9 protein-coding genes and 1 pseudogene are annotated in these 14,989 nt (G+C 62.3%); all 10 read right to left on the reverse strand.

The genetic code is table 11. The features are described 5' to 3' along the window. Window positions 1-3: 3 nt before the first annotated feature. The 10 genes and pseudogenes from ACX1DW_RS09360 to ACX1DW_RS09405 all read right to left on the reverse strand — a co-directional run bounded on the left by ACX1DW_RS09360 (window position 4) and on the right by ACX1DW_RS09405 (window position 14,897). Window positions 4-1,398 carry an ABC transporter substrate-binding protein gene (locus tag ACX1DW_RS09360; protein ID WP_046622317.1) on the reverse strand — a complete coding sequence of 465 codons (1,395 nt, stop codon included), beginning with the start codon at window positions 1,396-1,398 and terminating at the stop codon, window positions 4-6. Between the two features lie 27 nt (window positions 1,399-1,425). Further along, window positions 1,426-2,760 (reverse strand): FAD-dependent oxidoreductase, encoded by a 1,335-nt coding sequence (locus ACX1DW_RS09365; protein WP_042939174.1) that lies wholly within the window; start codon window positions 2,758-2,760, stop codon window positions 1,426-1,428. Next, window positions 2,757-3,899, reverse strand: a complete 1,143-nt coding sequence (locus ACX1DW_RS09370) for an acyl-CoA dehydrogenase family protein (protein WP_042939177.1) — start codon at window positions 3,897-3,899, stop codon at window positions 2,757-2,759. The genes ACX1DW_RS09365 and ACX1DW_RS09370 overlap by 4 nt, the downstream gene beginning before the upstream one ends. A 28-nt stretch (window positions 3,900-3,927) precedes the next feature. Then, the gene (locus ACX1DW_RS09375) at window positions 3,928-4,485 is read right to left on the reverse strand and encodes an OsmC family protein (RefSeq protein WP_161612597.1); all 558 of its coding nucleotides are present in this window, start codon (window positions 4,483-4,485) and stop codon (window positions 3,928-3,930) included. A gap of 307 nt (window positions 4,486-4,792) precedes the next feature. Beyond that, the gene (locus tag ACX1DW_RS09380; protein WP_231098821.1) at window positions 4,793-6,328 is read right to left on the reverse strand and encodes a sigma-54 interaction domain-containing protein; all 1,536 of its coding nucleotides are present in this window, start codon (window positions 6,326-6,328) and stop codon (window positions 4,793-4,795) included. 1,027 nt (window positions 6,329-7,355) lie between these two features. Then, window positions 7,356-7,481 (reverse strand): annotated as a pseudogene (locus tag ACX1DW_RS09385) (recombinase family protein); the annotation flags it as partial. A 645-nt stretch (window positions 7,482-8,126) separates the two neighbouring features. Further along, a complete protein-coding gene (locus ACX1DW_RS09390) occupies window positions 8,127-9,122 on the reverse strand; it encodes an IS5-like element ISPsp6 family transposase (protein ID WP_003282265.1) in 996 nt (331 codons plus the stop codon). A gap of 150 nt (window positions 9,123-9,272) precedes the next feature. Further along, window positions 9,273-12,413, reverse strand: a complete 3,141-nt coding sequence (locus tag ACX1DW_RS09395) for an efflux RND transporter permease subunit (RefSeq protein WP_023114182.1) — start codon at window positions 12,411-12,413, stop codon at window positions 9,273-9,275. A 10-nt stretch (window positions 12,414-12,423) separates the two neighbouring features. Continuing rightward, complete coding sequence (locus tag ACX1DW_RS09400; protein WP_031636927.1) at window positions 12,424-13,653, reverse strand: efflux RND transporter periplasmic adaptor subunit; 1,230 nt, start codon at window positions 13,651-13,653, stop codon at window positions 12,424-12,426. Continuing rightward, on the reverse strand, window positions 13,650-14,897 hold the full coding sequence (locus ACX1DW_RS09405; RefSeq protein WP_031636928.1) for a TolC family protein: 1,248 nt from the start codon (window positions 14,895-14,897) through the stop codon (window positions 13,650-13,652). Before ACX1DW_RS09405 ends, ACX1DW_RS09400 begins: the two co-directional genes overlap by 4 nt. Window positions 14,898-14,989 lie beyond the last annotated feature (92 nt).

Here is a 14,989-nt window from a genome sequence, read left to right on the forward strand (position 1 = left end):
TCCTTAGCTGCGCTTGATGGCGAAGCCATCCAGATAGGCCTGCGGCTGGCGCGGATCGAACGGCCGGCCCATCACCGAGAAGCTCTTGTAGCCGGACGCCGGTTCGGCATTGGCCTCGCTCATCGCCAGGCTAGCCATCTGCCGGCGGGCGTCGGTCATAAGGAACACCTGCTCGGCGAGTGCGCTGAAATTCATCTCACCCTTCACGTACCCCCAGCGCTTCATCTGGGTCAGCATCCAGGTCGCCATGGAGTACCAGGGCATCGCATCAAAGCCGGCGCGGTCCGGCTCGTTCTGCACCTTGCCCAGGCCGTCGGCATAGCGCCCGGTCAGCGCCTGGCGAATGACGATCTCCGGCTGGTTGAGGTAGTTCGGCGTGGAGATGGCCTGGGAAATCGCCGGCAGGTTGGCAGGATCGTTGGCGGCCGTCGCGGCATTGAGGATGGCGCGGTACAGCGCGGCGAAGGTGTTCGGGTTCTGCTCGATGAACGCCTGCGAGGTGCCGAAGGAGCAGCACGGATGGCCATCCCAGATGTCCTTGGAGAGGATGTGGATGAAGCCGATGCCGTCGTACACCGCGCGCTGGTTGAAGGGATCCGGGCCGAGGAAACCGTCGATGTTGCCGGCGCGCAAGTTGGCGATCATTTCCGCCGGCGGGGTCACCCGCAGTTGCACATCGCGATCCGGATCCAGGCCATGCTCGGCCAGGTAGTAGCGCAGCAGGAAGTTGTGCATGGAAAACTCGAAGGGGATGGCGAACTTGAAGCCCTTCCAGTTGTGCGGATCGCGGTTGTCCTTGTGCTTGAGTGCCAGGGTGATGGCCTGGCCGTTGGTGTTCTGGATGGTCGCCACGCGCATCGGCTGGGCGCTGGAGCCGAGGCCCATGGAGATGGCCAGGGGCATCGGGGCGAGGAAGTGCGAGGCATCCAGTTCGCCATTGAGCATGTTGTCGCGAACCAGCGCCCAACCGGCAGTCTTCTGCAGGCTAACGTTGAGCCCCTGCTCCCTATAAAAGCCCATCGGGTCAGCCATGATCAGCGGCGTGGCGCAGTTGATCGGAATGAAGCCGATCTTCAGGTTCTTCTTCTCCAGCGGACCCTTTTCCTCAGCCATCGCCTGCAGCGACTGCAGCGGCAGCACGCTGGCGATGGCCGCCATCGCGGTGCCCATGCCCACCGCCTTGAGGAAACGGCGGCGGGTGGCATCGTGAGGGAACAGCGCGCGCACGGCGGCTGCCTCGACGAAATCGCGGGACAGGGCTTCACTGTCGCGGCCGCGGGCCAGACGCTCCCGCTCGGCCTGCAGGTCATGCTCCTGCTGGCTGCCGTGGGCCCCGCAGGTGCAGCCCGACAGGCTGCTGTGCTCCGAATAGGGGCGGTAGAAATTCTTATCGGTCATGGCTGTGCCCTCTTTTGGCTCATCCGATCAAGCTGCTTTGGCCTGACCTACACGCAAGGTTGAAGCGGTACGGCCGTCGACCAGCTGCTCCATCAGCAGGCAGCTGTCGTCTTCACGCACCACAAGCCACTCGCCCTCAGCACAAGGCGTGCCATGCATCTCGATGGGCAGGGAGCGGGTCTTCAGGCGGATCACTGGCTGGCTGTGGGCGTAGCTCTCGCCAGCCCTGCCGAGCACGGCATGGGCAATCGCCCTCGCCTGCCGAGCGATCGGTTCGATGAAGCGGCAGGCTGCGCCGTCCAGACTGACACAGTCGCCCAGCGCGTAGACATCCGCGGCACTGGTCTGCAGGGTGCAGGGGTCGACCCGGATGCCCTTGTCGAAGGCCAGCCCGGCAATCCGCGCCAGACGGTCATCGGTCACCAGGCCGGTGGCGGCGACGACCTGATCGACGACCAGGCTCTGGCCGCACTGGGTGGTGATGAGCTTGCTGCCATCGTCCTGGGCGCTGATGCCTGCGACCTGGACAGCACCGAGATAGCTGACGCCGAGGCGCTCCTGGCTCTGGCGCAGGCGCTGTGCCGCAATCTCAGGCAACAGGCCCGCCAGCGGCAGGGCAAGGCGGTCCAGCAGGGTCACTTGATGGCCGGCGCGGGCGAAGTCCTCGGCCAGTTCGCAACCGACCATGCCGGCGCCGACGATGGCCACCCGCTGCGGCGCCTTGGCCAGCTGTGCCTGCAGGCCGCTCCAGCCGGCCAGGTCGTTGACTCGCCAGCACAGCGCCGGCGGAAGCGCGGCCGGCAGTGCAGGACGCGCGCCCTGGGCCAGCACCAGCTGGGTGTACGCCAGGGTGCCGCGGGTGGTACGCAGTTGGTGGAGCGCCGGGGCCAGGCCGACCACGAAGGTCTCCGTGTACAAGCGCACCCCCAGGCGGCGGGCGGCGTCAGCCGCCGTCTCGCGGACCAGTGCCTCGGGCGTTTGGCCGCGGCTCAGCGCCACCGACAGTTCCGGCTTGTGGTAGAGGTCGCCCTTACAGGCGCTGATCAGGGTGATCGGCACCTCGGCATCCAGCTCACGCAGGGCTTCGACGGTGGCCCAGCCAGCTAGGCCGGCGCCGACCACCACTACTCCCCTGCCCTGCGGCGCGCCCTGCACCGCACAGGCGGGCGCGGCATCGCGTCTGACGAAAGGCTCGAAGTCCAGCTTGGTCACGCCGCACAGCGGGCATTCCCAGTCTTCGGGGATGTCCTCGAAGCGGGTGCCGGGGGCCAGGCCGCTGTCCGGATCACCCATCTCCTCGTCGTAAATCAGGCCGCAGGCGCGACAGATGAACTGCCGCCAGGCTTGGGTGATGGCGCTCATGCCGGCATCTCCTCTTTCATCAGGCGGGCCATCTCCCAGCGCAGATGCTTGATCGCCGGAGTGACGATGGCGACGAACTGCGCCTCGCGGATGCGCCGCTGCGGCGCGGCGCTCTTCAGGTAGCCGCGCGCCCCCTGGTGCATCAGGGATGACTGCGAGGCGCGCAGGGCCAGCTCGGCGCCCTGGGTGCGGGCGTCGAGCACCTCCAGCATGAAGTCCTTGCTGCCGTCGAAGGGGCTTTGCGCCAGCTTCATGATCCGCCCGCCCAACTCGTCGAACTCGGCCTGCAGCTCGTCCGGGCGGTCGTGCAGGAAGCGGTTGACGTGGCCGAGCACCGGCTCGACCTCGCGGATCGAGTCGAGGCTGCCCTGGACGATGCCGGTGGCCATGCCGGCTTGCAGCAGCACGAAGGCGGCGCGGATGCGGGCGATGAACGGGCGGGCCGGGTCGGCGATCATGCTGTCCTCGCCGACGAAGTAGTCATTGAGCTGGATGCGCCAGGTGCTGGTGCCCTCCATTGCGGAGAACTCCGGGCAGGCCTTGAGCTCGGCGCGCTCGTCGAGATCGAGCAGGAACATGATCTCGTGGGAGCGCGAGCCGTCGTCGCGCTCCACCGCGGCGATCGCGCCGCAGTACTGGCCCTTGGCGATGTGGCTGACCCAGGGCAGCGAACCACTGACCTTGTAGCCGCCCGGCACCTTGCGGGCGCGCAGCAGCATGTTTTCGATGCCGGCCAGCGACTTCATCGGGTTGGACAGCGCGGTGCCGCCGAACGTCCGCCCCATGGCATGGTCGTTCAGCCGTGACAGCAGCGCCGGGTTGCCCGACTGCTCCATGTACAGGCCGCAGACGTCGTGGCACCAGGTCAGGAAACCGGTCGAGCCGCAGGTTCGGCTGACCTCCTGCATAGCCGCCAGCGACAGGCCGAAGCGGCCGCCGTGGCTGTCGAGATGCACACCCAGTGCGCCGCTCTCGCCGAGGGCAGCCATGATATCGAGCGGGTAGTAGCCCTCGTGGTCGATGCGGTTGACCAGTTGGGCCAGCGGACCGCGGGCGATACGGCCCACGTCGGCGAGCACGCGGGCATCGTCGGTCCAGGCGGTGGTTGTGGTGGGAACTGCGATTGCAAGACTGTTCATGGCATCCTCCGGCTAGGCGTGTGCTGGATCAGTCGGCCAGGCCGATGCTGAACGGAATCGGGTTGCGCATGGTGTTGGCCACCGGCGAGTAGAAGTTGGCGTGCTTGACGATTTCGTCCAGCTCCTCGCGGCTCGCATCGCCCTCCACCAGCACCTTCACGCGAATCGCCTGGAAGCCCATCTGCTCAGGCGCCATCTCGGCACCACCGGCACCCCAGGCCGCCGGGTTGCCGATATCGCCCTCGAGGAAAATTTCCAGCTTGCTCAGCTTCACCTGCTTCCAGGTGGCCACCGCGGTGATGCCCACGGCCAGGCAGCCACCGAGGCCGGAGAGGACGATCTCGCCCGGGGCCGGCGCGGTGTCCTCGCCGAACAGGTGCAGCGGCTCGTCGACCACTACCGGCTGGTGATCACCGACATAGCTCAGGCTGCGATACATGCCTTGCATAACGGAGTGGACCTTGTTGGTGCCACGGGTGGCCGGGTTGTTGCGCCCCTTCTCGGCGAAGGCCATCAGCCCGTTGCGATCGATCGGCTTCAGGTAGGTTTTCACGGTCCTCGGGCAAGTGGCGGTTGCTGCGGTCATGGCATTCTCCAGCGGATCTGGTGAGCAGCGCGGCTGCTCCATCGGGTGTCGAATGCTTGATTGCAGGGGGCGTGCCAAACCGCACAAACCACAGAAAACATCAATAGAATCAATAGATTGAATCCAATACCCCCGACTTTCGAACGCCTCACCAGAGGAGCGGACAGCGGTTTGCACAGAGCCAATTGGCAACATTGTCGACATTGTCGACAGGTCCCGACGCAGCAAAACTGCAGAGACAGAAACGCTCAGGGCAGCCCGTGGTCTGCCCTGAGGGAGGAAAACGCGGGGAGAGTCGGGCTGCGGCCTACAGGCCGAGCTTCTGCCAGCGGTAGTTGAACTGGCGCGAAGTCAGACCGAGAAGCTGGGCTGCACGCGACTTGTTGCCCCCGCACTGGAGCAGCGCCTGCTGCAACGCATCAGCGGAGTGCGAGCCAGCCGGGGCGTAGGGGCGCATTGGCAAGGACATCATCAATGGCTCTGCCTGCAGCCGGCTGCTGACCGGCTGTACCTGCACCTCCTCGACCGTCTCGCCAGTGTTCAAGAAGGGTTCGAGATCGCCGGCATTCAGCGGCGACTTATCGGCCAGCAAAACCACACGCTCGATGACGTTGGACAGCTCGCGGATGTTGCCTGGCCAGGGGTGATTCTGCAGACGGGCGATGGCATCGGAGGTCAGGCTGATGTTGCGCTGGTTGGCCTGGTTGACCCGGTTGAGAAAGTGCATGGCCAAGGCTGGAATGTCGCTACGCCGCTCGGCTAGCGACGGCAGGTGGATCGGGATGACATTGAGTCGGTAGTAGAGGTCCTGGCGGAACTGGCCCCGCGCGACCTCGATCGCCAGGTCACGGTTGGTCGCTGCCACCAGGCGCACGTCGACCGGGATTTCCCGCTTGCCCCCCAGGCGGGTGATGGTGCCTTCCTGCAGGGTGCGCAGCAGCTTAGCCTGCATTCCCAACGGCAGCTCGCCAATCTCGTCGAGAAAGATGGTGCCGCCGTCAGCTTGTTCGAACCAGCCCGCACGCAACGCCGTGGCACCAGTGAAGGCACCACGCTCGTAACCAAATAGCTCGGACTCGAACAGGGTATCGGGAATGGCGGCGCAATTAACCTTGATGAACGGCTTGTCGCGGCGGGGACTGGCCAGGTGCAGGGCGCGGGCGAACAGCTCCTTGCCGCTGCCAGACTCACCGAGCAGCAGCACGCTGGCAGTGGCACTGGATACCCGCTCCAGCTCGGAAATCGCCCGCAGCAGTTCGGGGGAAGTACCGACGATGCCATAACGGGTTGCATCGGCATGCAGGGCACGGGTCAGCATGTCGTTGCGCTGTTCCAGGGCCAGAGTCTTCTCCTCGATGTAGCTGTGCAGATGCAGCATCTGTCCGGCCAGCGTCGCCAGGATGCGCAGTATGGTCAGGTCGTCGGCCAGCGGCCGGGCTCGCATGCGGATGCGATGGCAGGCCAGCACGCCGACAGTCTTCTGGCCGATCTGGATCGGCAGGGCGATGAAGGACACTGGCCCTGCCGGCAGCTTGCTGCGTTCGACCATGCGGCCGAGGAAGATCGGCTCCTTGTCGATGTCCTGCACGATGGTCACCTGGCCATGCGCCAGCACCCTGCCGGTAACACCCTCGTCCAAGGCATAGCGGCCGAGCACCACCTCCTCCTTGGTCAGGCCATACGCATAGCGAATGGTCCCTCCACGCCCATCCTCATCGAGCAGGACGATCCGCCCACGATTGAGGCCCAGCAGCTCGGAAAGCAGGTGGAGCATTTCCTTGAACACCGGCTCGACGGCGAGGCTCTTGCCCGCCAGGGCCATGACCTGCTGCAGCAGGAGCATTTCCTGTGAGCGCCAGAAGGCAGGTGAGCTATTGAGGTCGTCGATTTTAGAGTTATCTGGCATGCGGACTTGGATCTCTTTCATGAAGGACGCAGTGCATTACCGAGTATCTGGGGAATACGCTAAGGGCAATGCCGGGCTATTTGACGAACAGCAAGAATCACGCCAACGAGCAGAGGCATACCTACAGCGCCATCGGCCAAGCCGTTGGAGTTCATCTGCGCACCGTGCCGCATTGGGTCGCAGCCGGGGAGCCCCAAGGCAAAGAGGTCTCTATCGAGGGTGGCCAACGCGGGGCGCTGCCAGGGGAGCACCGCAGCCTGACCTCCGAGCAAGAGTCACTGATTCGTACCCTGCTGCTCGACTGTAAGCGTCCTGAACCGGCTGCTGTTAGGTTCCCCCCCCCGGCTTTCTCTGTCGGAGACGGACTGCAGGGCTGAAGAAAGTCGTACGGTGCAACGAGTGCGACGCCAGCACAGCTGAGACAGGGCATGGCTTATTGCAGGCGCATTGGCGCGATGGCGAGGCCGAAGGCATGCGCCTGTGCGCATCGTGCTTGGGCTACGCGATGGCCACGCTCAAAGAATCCCGGCGGGGGAGTCACATGTTTGATGACGCTGAACCACAAGCATTGGCACCTGCCGCACTGGACACCGGCCCCTCTGATTGAGATGAACCTACTCGCAGCTCTAAACTCCACTCCGCCGCCCCAATCAAGCCCCTCACTCAGCCTCTACCACGGTGTTTTCAAGGTAACCAAGCCCCTCGACTTCGACACGCACCACATCCCCTCAATGGCCAGGGCCGCCACACCTCCCACCCGCTGCTCCTCTCGCGGCGACAGGAAGCGTTGAGCGAGGTCGTCCAGGACGACAACGCAGGCCTCTCCAGCTGCAGCCCCAATTGCGGCCCCCGCTAGGGTCCCACCAGGGCCAGCCAGTGAGCCCACTGCCCCACCTACCGCAGCGCCTGCTATTTGGCTGCCTTTGTTCAAAAGCGCTTCATACTCTTTCATGCCCGTCCCTGTTTAGTTAGTGCTTGGAGCAAGCAGGTGGTCTCGAATGCGTAATACTGTAGTTGTGGAGCACCCAGCGTGCCTAGCCGTGGCCCGGATGCCCAGGCCAGCACCCAGCAGCTCCTTGGCCCGCTTGTGGCTGTTCTCTGACGGTCGTGACAGTGACACGCCCTGGTCAAGTTGAACGCAATCCGTGGTCAACGCCAACCCAAATTGGTGGTCAAGAGGAGTGCAATTTCGCACATACCTGAGGACTGCTCACCACATCGCTTGCGTCGGTAGTAGCTTCCGCACTTTCCCCGTCTCTCACCGCTAAACAGCGCTTTCCGGTAGCGGACTTTAGAGCGGCTTGATACTGGTCAGCATGCAGAAATTCTGCCCATGTAGCGTCACGACCGGACAAGCCACTAGGGTGGCGGTCAGGAAGGCAGGCAAACGGAACACGGCGAAGCACCTCGAAGGCGCCGGCCACTTGCCATCCAACTGGGCGCGGCCTTTAATCGGCGGATCTGGAAAGGAGACGGATAGTCGTCGCCATAAGAAACAGGGAAGTCCGTTGCCAGGTCGGTCGATGGCGATCCGGCATTACTTCAAGTGATCTTTCACGCATGAATTTCATACCTCAATTACTCTCCTAAGGAGACGCTGAACAATTAGCCAATTCTCACCGTCCCCCTTTTTCAACCCGGTTTTTTCAACCTACCGGCCTTATTCTGCGTTTCTTGGGCCGATTTCTACCCTGATTTTGCTGATTAGCGGGCCAGCCCCGCCTTTCGGACGGACTTATCCCGCCGTCCGTTGCAAATACCGCTTGGCCAGTACCAGATTGGCCAACCCAAACAGACTGAACAACTGCGCCGTATTCTTTTCCAGTCCACGGTAGCGAACCTTACGATGATTGAAGCGCACCTTGATCACCTGGAAGGGATGCTCGACCTTGGCACGCAGCTGCGCCTTGGCGTATTCGACTTTGCGCTTGACTCGGTACAGCACGCTGTCTTTGCCGTGATGTTTGTAACTGCTTGGCCGTGCTGCAATCGACCAGACAACGTCCCGTTCAGCATGCTCCGGTCGCTTGGCCGCACCAGTGTATCCAGCGTCACCCGAAACATAGGTTTCGGCGCCGTGCAGCAACTGATCGACCTGGGTGACATCCGCCACGTTGGCGGCAGTCCCTACCACGCTGTGCACGAGTCCCGATGTGGCGTCGACACCAACGTGGGCCTTCATCCCGAAGTGCCATTGATTGCCTTTCTTGGCCTGATGCATCTCAGGATCACGCTTACCTTCTCGGTTCTTGACCGAGGGCGGCGCGGCGATCAGGGTAGCGTCGACGATAGTGCCTTCCTTGAGCAGCAGACCCCGGCTGGCCAGATGCTGGTTAATCGTTTCAAACAGCACCCGCGTTAGCTGATGGGTTTCCAGCAAGCGGCGAAATCGCAACAAGGTAGTGGCATCCGGTGCCGACTCACGGCCCAGGTCGATGCCGATGAAACCACGAATGGCCTGGCTGTCGTAGACGGCATCTTCGGTACCTTCATCGGAGAGACCGAAACACTGCTGCACGACATACATGCGCAGCATGCGCGACAACCCAATCGCAGGGCGTCCACGCTTGCCTGTGGTGTCGCTATAGAACGGCGCCACTTGCGCCTCCACTTGTGCCCAGGGCACCAGCTGTTCAAGGTCAGCCAGGAAGCGATCTCGGCGAGTCTGCTTTTTCTTGCCGGTATATTCGAGTTCGGAGAAGGTCTTCTGCACGCGCGTAACAAAGCTCATGGAGGGGGCTGGTTGAGGGGGCTCAGTGTGCCAAGGGTGGGGGCGGCTGGCTATTTATGCAGTGTCTCCCTAAGAATCCATGTGGTTCGGGTGCGGCAAGCGTCTTTCTCGTTCGCCGCGCCATGCGAACCGTTGAAATTGGCGTCTTGCTTACGCCGGCGCGGTGTCCTGGCTATCGGTGCGCCGATGGATGAGGCGATACAGGGCCGGCAGCACCAGTAACGTCAACAGCGTCGAGGAAACAATGCCGCCAATGACGACGGTTGCAAGGGGTCGTTGCACTTCCGCACCCGTTCCGACGTTGACGGCCATCGGGACGAAACCAAGGCTTGCAACCAGCGCAGTCATCAGTACCGGGCGTAGCCGCGTCATCGCGCCGTTCACGATGGCATCGTGAATCGGCGTGCCTTCGTGGTGCAGCTTGCGAATGAAGCTCACCATCACCAGGCCGTTGAGCACCGCCACACCGGATAGGGCGATGAATCCAACCCCTGCCGAAATCGAAAGCGGAATATCGCGTAGCCACAATGCGGCAACGCCGCCTGTCAGTGCCAATGGCACGCCGCTAAAGACGACTGTGGCGTCCCGGCCCGAGCCGAAGGCCATGAACAGAAGGCCGAAGATCAGAACCAGTACAGCCGGCACGACGACGGACAGCCGTTGGCTCGCCGAAATGAGTTGCTCGAACGTGCCTCCGTAATTGACCCAATAGCCCTCTGGCAGTGTGATTTCGCGGCTTACGCGCTCACGCAGTTCTTCCACGAACGACCCTAAATCGCGTCCGCGCACATTGCTGGTAATGACGATCCGGCGTTTACCGTTCTCGCGGCTGATCTGATTGGGGCCGGGTGCCACTTCGATTGACGCAAGCTGGCCAAGCGGTACGTAACCGGCTTGGCCCGGTGCGGCAGCAGTGCCGCTCGGGACGGGAATGGGTAGTGTCGCCAGTGCTTTAGGGTCTTGGCGCTGCGCTTCGGGCAACCGAACCACAATATCGAAGCGGCGATCGCCCTCAAACACCTGACCAGCGACGGCACCACCAAGAGCGATTGCCACCGTCTGCTGTATGTCAGCGATCGCCAGACCGTATCGAGACAGTGCATCCACGTTCGGCGTGATCGTCATCAGCGGCAGGCCCGTAATCTGTTCGAGCGCCACGTCAGCAGATCCCTCGATACTCTCGGCCACGGCTTCAATCTTGGAGCCTAGTTGGGCCAGTTGCTCCATGTCATCGCCATACACCTTGATCGCCACCTCGGCTCGAACACCCGCGATCAACTCATTCATGCGCATCTGCACGGGCTGAGTGAACTCGTAGTTGTTGCCGGGAATGGTGTTCACCGCCTTTTCCAGCTCGGCAAGCAATACGGCTCTCGGTTTGCGCGGATCGGGCCATTCGCTGCGATCCTTGAGCATGATGAAAGTGTCAGCTACCGAAGGCGGCATGGGATCAGTCGCAACCTCGGCAGTACCGATCTTGGCAAAGACTTCCTCAACCTCTGGAAACTCCTTGATCCGCGCTTCCAACTGGCGCTGCATGCCAATCGCCTGGGTCAGACTCGTTCCGGGAATCCGCATCGCGTGCAAGGCGATGTCGCCTTCATCCAGATTAGGGATGAACTCGGTGCCAAGGCGCGTTGCAAGCAAACCAGACAGCACTACCAACACCGCTGCCGCCGCGACGACGGCGACTCTCAGCCTGATTGCCTTCTGGAGAAGTGGCGCATAGAAGCGGCTGATGCCCCGCATCACCTTGGTTTCCTTCTCGGAAACCTTGCCGGTGACAAACAACGCGACCGCAGCGGGCACGAAAGTCAGGGACAACACCATCGCACCAGTCAATGCGATCACGACGGTAAGAGCCATCGGATGGAACATCTTTCCTTCCACACCCGATAGCGCGAATATTGGAAGGTAAACCGCCGTGATGATGAACAATCCGAACAGGGCAGGCTTGATGACCTCTGCACTGGCGCTCGAAACCAGCGAGAAACGCTCATCGCGGGTCAACAGCCGACCGAGCTGGTGCTGTCGTTCGCTGAACCTGCGTAAGCAGTTCTCCACGATGATGACCGCGCCATCGACAATCAGGCCGAAATCCAGTGCGCCCAAGCTCATCAGGTTGGCCGAGATTCGGTTTTGCACCATGCCGGTGATCGTCAGCAGCATGGCGAGCGGAATGACCGCTGCGGTTATCAGGGCTGCGCGCAGGTTGCCTAGCAACATGAACAGCACGGCAATCACCAGCAACGCGCCTTCCAGAAGATTCTTCTGCACGGTTGCGATGGTGCGATCAACGAGTTGAGTGCGGTCATAAACCGCGTGCGCTCGGACTCCCTCGGGAAGTGTCGCGTCGATTTCAGCGAGCTTTTCTACCGTGCGCTGTGCAACCGCTCGGCTGTTCTCGCCAATCAGCATGAATGCTGTTCCCAGCACGACCTCCTTGCCGTCTTTTGTGGCCGCGCCGGTTCGCAGTTCGCTACCTTCCAGAACTTCCGCCACGTCGGACATTCGGAGTGGCAGCCCATCGCGCGTTGCCACGACAATCTTCCGCAGTCGCTCGATGTCGCCTACCTGTCCGGGGATGCGGATCAGGTACTGCTCGCCGTGACGTTCGATGTAGCCGGCACCGACGTTGGCGTTGTTCCGCGCAACGGCGTTCAGCACGTCGTTCATCGTCAACTCGTAGGCCAGTAGCTTGACCGGATCGGGTGTGATGTGGAACTGACGCACGTAACCGCCGATGGTGTTGACCTCGGTGACGCCTTTCAGATTGCGGAGCTGCGGACGCACCGACCAGTCTTGCAATGTGCGCAGCGCCGTCGGTGTCCATATTTCCTCGTAGCCCTTTTCGGGTTCCAAGGTATACATGAATATCTCGCCCAGGCCGGTTGCCACCGGCCCGAGAGAAGGATTCAGGCCCGCCGGAAGTTGCGAAGATGCCTGCTGCAAGCGTTCGGCGACCTGCTGGCGGGCAAAGTAAATATCAGTGCCGTCCTCAAAGACCGCAGTGACTTGCGACAGGCCGTAGCGGGAAATCGAGCGGGTGTATTCCAACCGGGCGAGGCCAGCTAGCGCCGTCTCAACCGGAAAAGTGACGCGCTGCTCAGCCTCCATTGGCGAGTAGCCCGGCGCCTCAGTATTGATCTGTACCTGGACGTTGGTAATGTCCGGTATCGCGTCGATCGGTAAGCGGCTGTAGTTCCAGATGCCCAGCCCGGACAGGGCCAGCACCAATAGAAGCACGAGCCAGCGATGCGCGATGGACGCGCGAATGATACGTTCGAGCATATCCGCGCCCTCAGTGATCGTGGCTTGCGCCAGACTTTTCGATGTCTTGGCGTATCAGGAAACTTTGCTCGGCCACGTAGTTTGTGCCGGGCTTGAGTCCGTTAGTCACTTCGGCGTATTCACCATCGCGCTCGCCAAGTTCGAGCATTCGGACTTCGTATGTCTCGCCAACCTGTGCGAAAACCACGGTGAAGTCTCGGAATCTCTGCAACCCGGACTCCTTTACCGCCAGTGATACCTTGCGCGTGCCTACTGTGACCTCGGCCGCCACGGTCATGCCAGGGCGCCAGCGCCCCTCCGGGTTCGGGATGCTGACGCGGGCAATGACGCTTTGGCCGCTGCCAGCCACCGGCAACAATCGCTGGATCTTTCCGCTGGCTTCGGTCTTCCCGGTGGCTGACCGGATTCGTACCGGCTGCCCTGGCTGTAGGGCTTCGGCATCGGTGCCGATGGCGCGCAGGTCGATCCATACGTAGGACGGGTCAGCCAACTCGAACAGCGCACCTGCTTCAGCCACATCACCGACGTTCGTGTTGCGTGCGAGCACCACGCCGTCGAACGGTGCGGTAATCGGGTAGGTGCGCATGCTGTCGTTGCCCTCCACGATGGCCAGCGTCTGGCCGCGGCGGACTCGCTCGCCCTGTTGCACGTTCACTGACCGCACGATGCCAGGGAAGCGTGCGCGAACCGCTGCGTGTCTGTCGGCATCCAGAACAACGGTTCCCATCAGCCGCACAACGTCTCGGATGACTGCCGGCCCCGCTGATTCGGTCTTGATGCCAGCATCCTTGGCGATACCAGCCGGAATGCTTACGCGACCCTCATAGGATTCATAAGACCAAGTGGACTTCTTTCCCGCGTGTTCGGCGGTCACGGCGACATCGAAAGAATGCGGCTCGGTCACTTCACCGCTGCCGACCAGATAGTTGCCTTCTGGCCTGAACGTGAATTGGTTGACCTCGCCATCCAAACGGGAGAGCTTGATCGTTGCGGCAACATCAGCGGGGGCAACTGGCTTGCCGTCACGATAGGCGTAGAGCCTGTAATGCGGGGGGGCGTTGGTTTCGTAGATGGTGACCTCCAAAGCGAAGTCACCGTCGCGGAGTAGCCGCCCATTGTTTGGGCCGCGCTCATAGCTTCCGCTGGCTTGGGCACTGGCCGCCTCTTTGGGCTTGTCGCCGCCAGGGCTGCATGCGGCGGCAAGTACACAAAGGAGCAGCAGGGAAAGAATGCGAATCATGGTGCGGTGTCCTCAACGGTGGCGGTGAGGCGTTCCACCTCGACCAGCAGAAGGTGATAGCGGGTGGCGGCTTCCACAGCTCGCGCACGCAGGTCGAATAGCGTTCGCTGCGCTTGAGCCAACGACAAATAGGAGAATCGGCCTTGCTCGAAGCCGCGACGAGTCGTTGCCAGGGCGCTTTCAGCCATAGGCAGCATTCGTGCGCGTAGCGACTCAGCCTCTGTCCGTGCGCGCGTGAGTTCTTGATACTTGTCGAACAGCGCCTGATGGCGCTCAAAACGTTCGGCGTCACGCCTCGCTTCAAGCGCAGCAAGCTCCGCATTGGCCTGGGATACCGCGTATCCAGAGCGCGTCGGGCTGCCCAGCGGCACCGAGATCGACATCACTACGCCGTGATCCTTGTAGGCTTCCAAACGCCGAATGCCCAAGCTGACGTCGATGTTGGGTTTGGCTTCGGCCTCCGCGAGCCGGCGGCGGGCGCCGATGGTGTCGGCCCGCAAACGCGAAGCCCACAGTTCCGGCGTCATGGGCAAACGGGCGGCCAGCGTCTCGAATGGCGCCACGGTCGGCAAGGTTTGGAGGTCGCCGACGACCTCGCCGAAGTCGGGGATCGTTGCCCCCCAGCTTGCGGCCAAAGTCATCTTGGCGCTTGCCAGTTCGTGTTCAGCACTCTCCCGATTCAGTTGGGCCTCAGCGACTGCAATATCGGCAGCCTGCAAATCTGAATCAGGATTGCGTGCGGCTTTTACCCACGCAGCAACCTCTTGCCGCGTGCGTTCCGCTTGCTTGATGCGTTCCTCGGCATAGGTCAATCGCTGTTGCCTGGCGAGCACTTCAATGAAGCGGGCCGTCGTTGAACTAGCCAGGTCTATCCGCGTTTTGGTGGCCTGGTGCTCTTGTTCTCTCAGCTCGGCTTGTCCCAGCGTTTGGCGAGCCTCACGCTTGCCGCCGAGTTCTATGACCCGACCGATGCGCAATGTCGTTTCAGCCGAGCGGATACCTCGCAGGTTGCCGTTCCCAGCGACGTTCTCAACCTCGCCGCCAATGGTGTAAGGCGGTGGCAGGGCTTCGCGCTGTGTGCGCGCTCGGACGGCCTGGAGCTGCGCCGTTTCGGCGGCGATGGATGGGTGGGCGGCCAGTGCTCGGGAGACTGCCTCCTCCAATCGCAGGGGTTCGGCGGCCAGGGCTGCGGATGTACCGCAGGCTCCGACAAACACCAAGGCTACTAAGCGGATCAAATTCATGAAAATCCTCACGACGACGACAGGTGGCGAGCAAACGATTCCGCGTCATGGCTGCTCGCACACGCCTGAGTGGAGTCGTCATAAAACCGATC

The organism is Stutzerimonas sp. KH-1 (genome assembly GCF_054483855.1).

Excerpts from the sequence above, each read along its gene's own strand:
- ACX1DW_RS09360 (WP_046622317.1), bottom strand. The coding sequence starts at position 1,398 with ATGACCGATAAGAATTTCTACCGCCCCTATTCGGAGCACAGCAGCCTG.
- ACX1DW_RS09365 (WP_042939174.1), bottom strand. The coding sequence starts at position 2,760 with ATGAGCGCCATCACCCAAGCCTGGCGGCAGTTCATCTGTCGCGCCTGC.
- ACX1DW_RS09370 (WP_042939177.1), bottom strand. The coding sequence starts at position 3,899 with ATGAACAGTCTTGCAATCGCAGTTCCCACCACAACCACCGCCTGGACC.
- ACX1DW_RS09375 (WP_161612597.1), bottom strand. The coding sequence starts at position 4,485 with ATGACCGCAGCAACCGCCACTTGCCCGAGGACCGTGAAAACCTACCTG.
- ACX1DW_RS09380 (WP_231098821.1), bottom strand. The coding sequence starts at position 6,328 with ATGCTCCTGCTGCAGCAGGTCATGGCCCTGGCGGGCAAGAGCCTCGCC.
- ACX1DW_RS09390 (WP_003282265.1), bottom strand. The coding sequence starts at position 9,122 with ATGAGCTTTGTTACGCGCGTGCAGAAGACCTTCTCCGAACTCGAATAT.
- ACX1DW_RS09395 (WP_023114182.1), bottom strand. The coding sequence starts at position 12,413 with ATGCTCGAACGTATCATTCGCGCGTCCATCGCGCATCGCTGGCTCGTG.
- ACX1DW_RS09400 (WP_031636927.1), bottom strand. The coding sequence starts at position 13,653 with ATGATTCGCATTCTTTCCCTGCTGCTCCTTTGTGTACTTGCCGCCGCA.
- ACX1DW_RS09405 (WP_031636928.1), bottom strand. The coding sequence starts at position 14,897 with ATGAATTTGATCCGCTTAGTAGCCTTGGTGTTTGTCGGAGCCTGCGGT.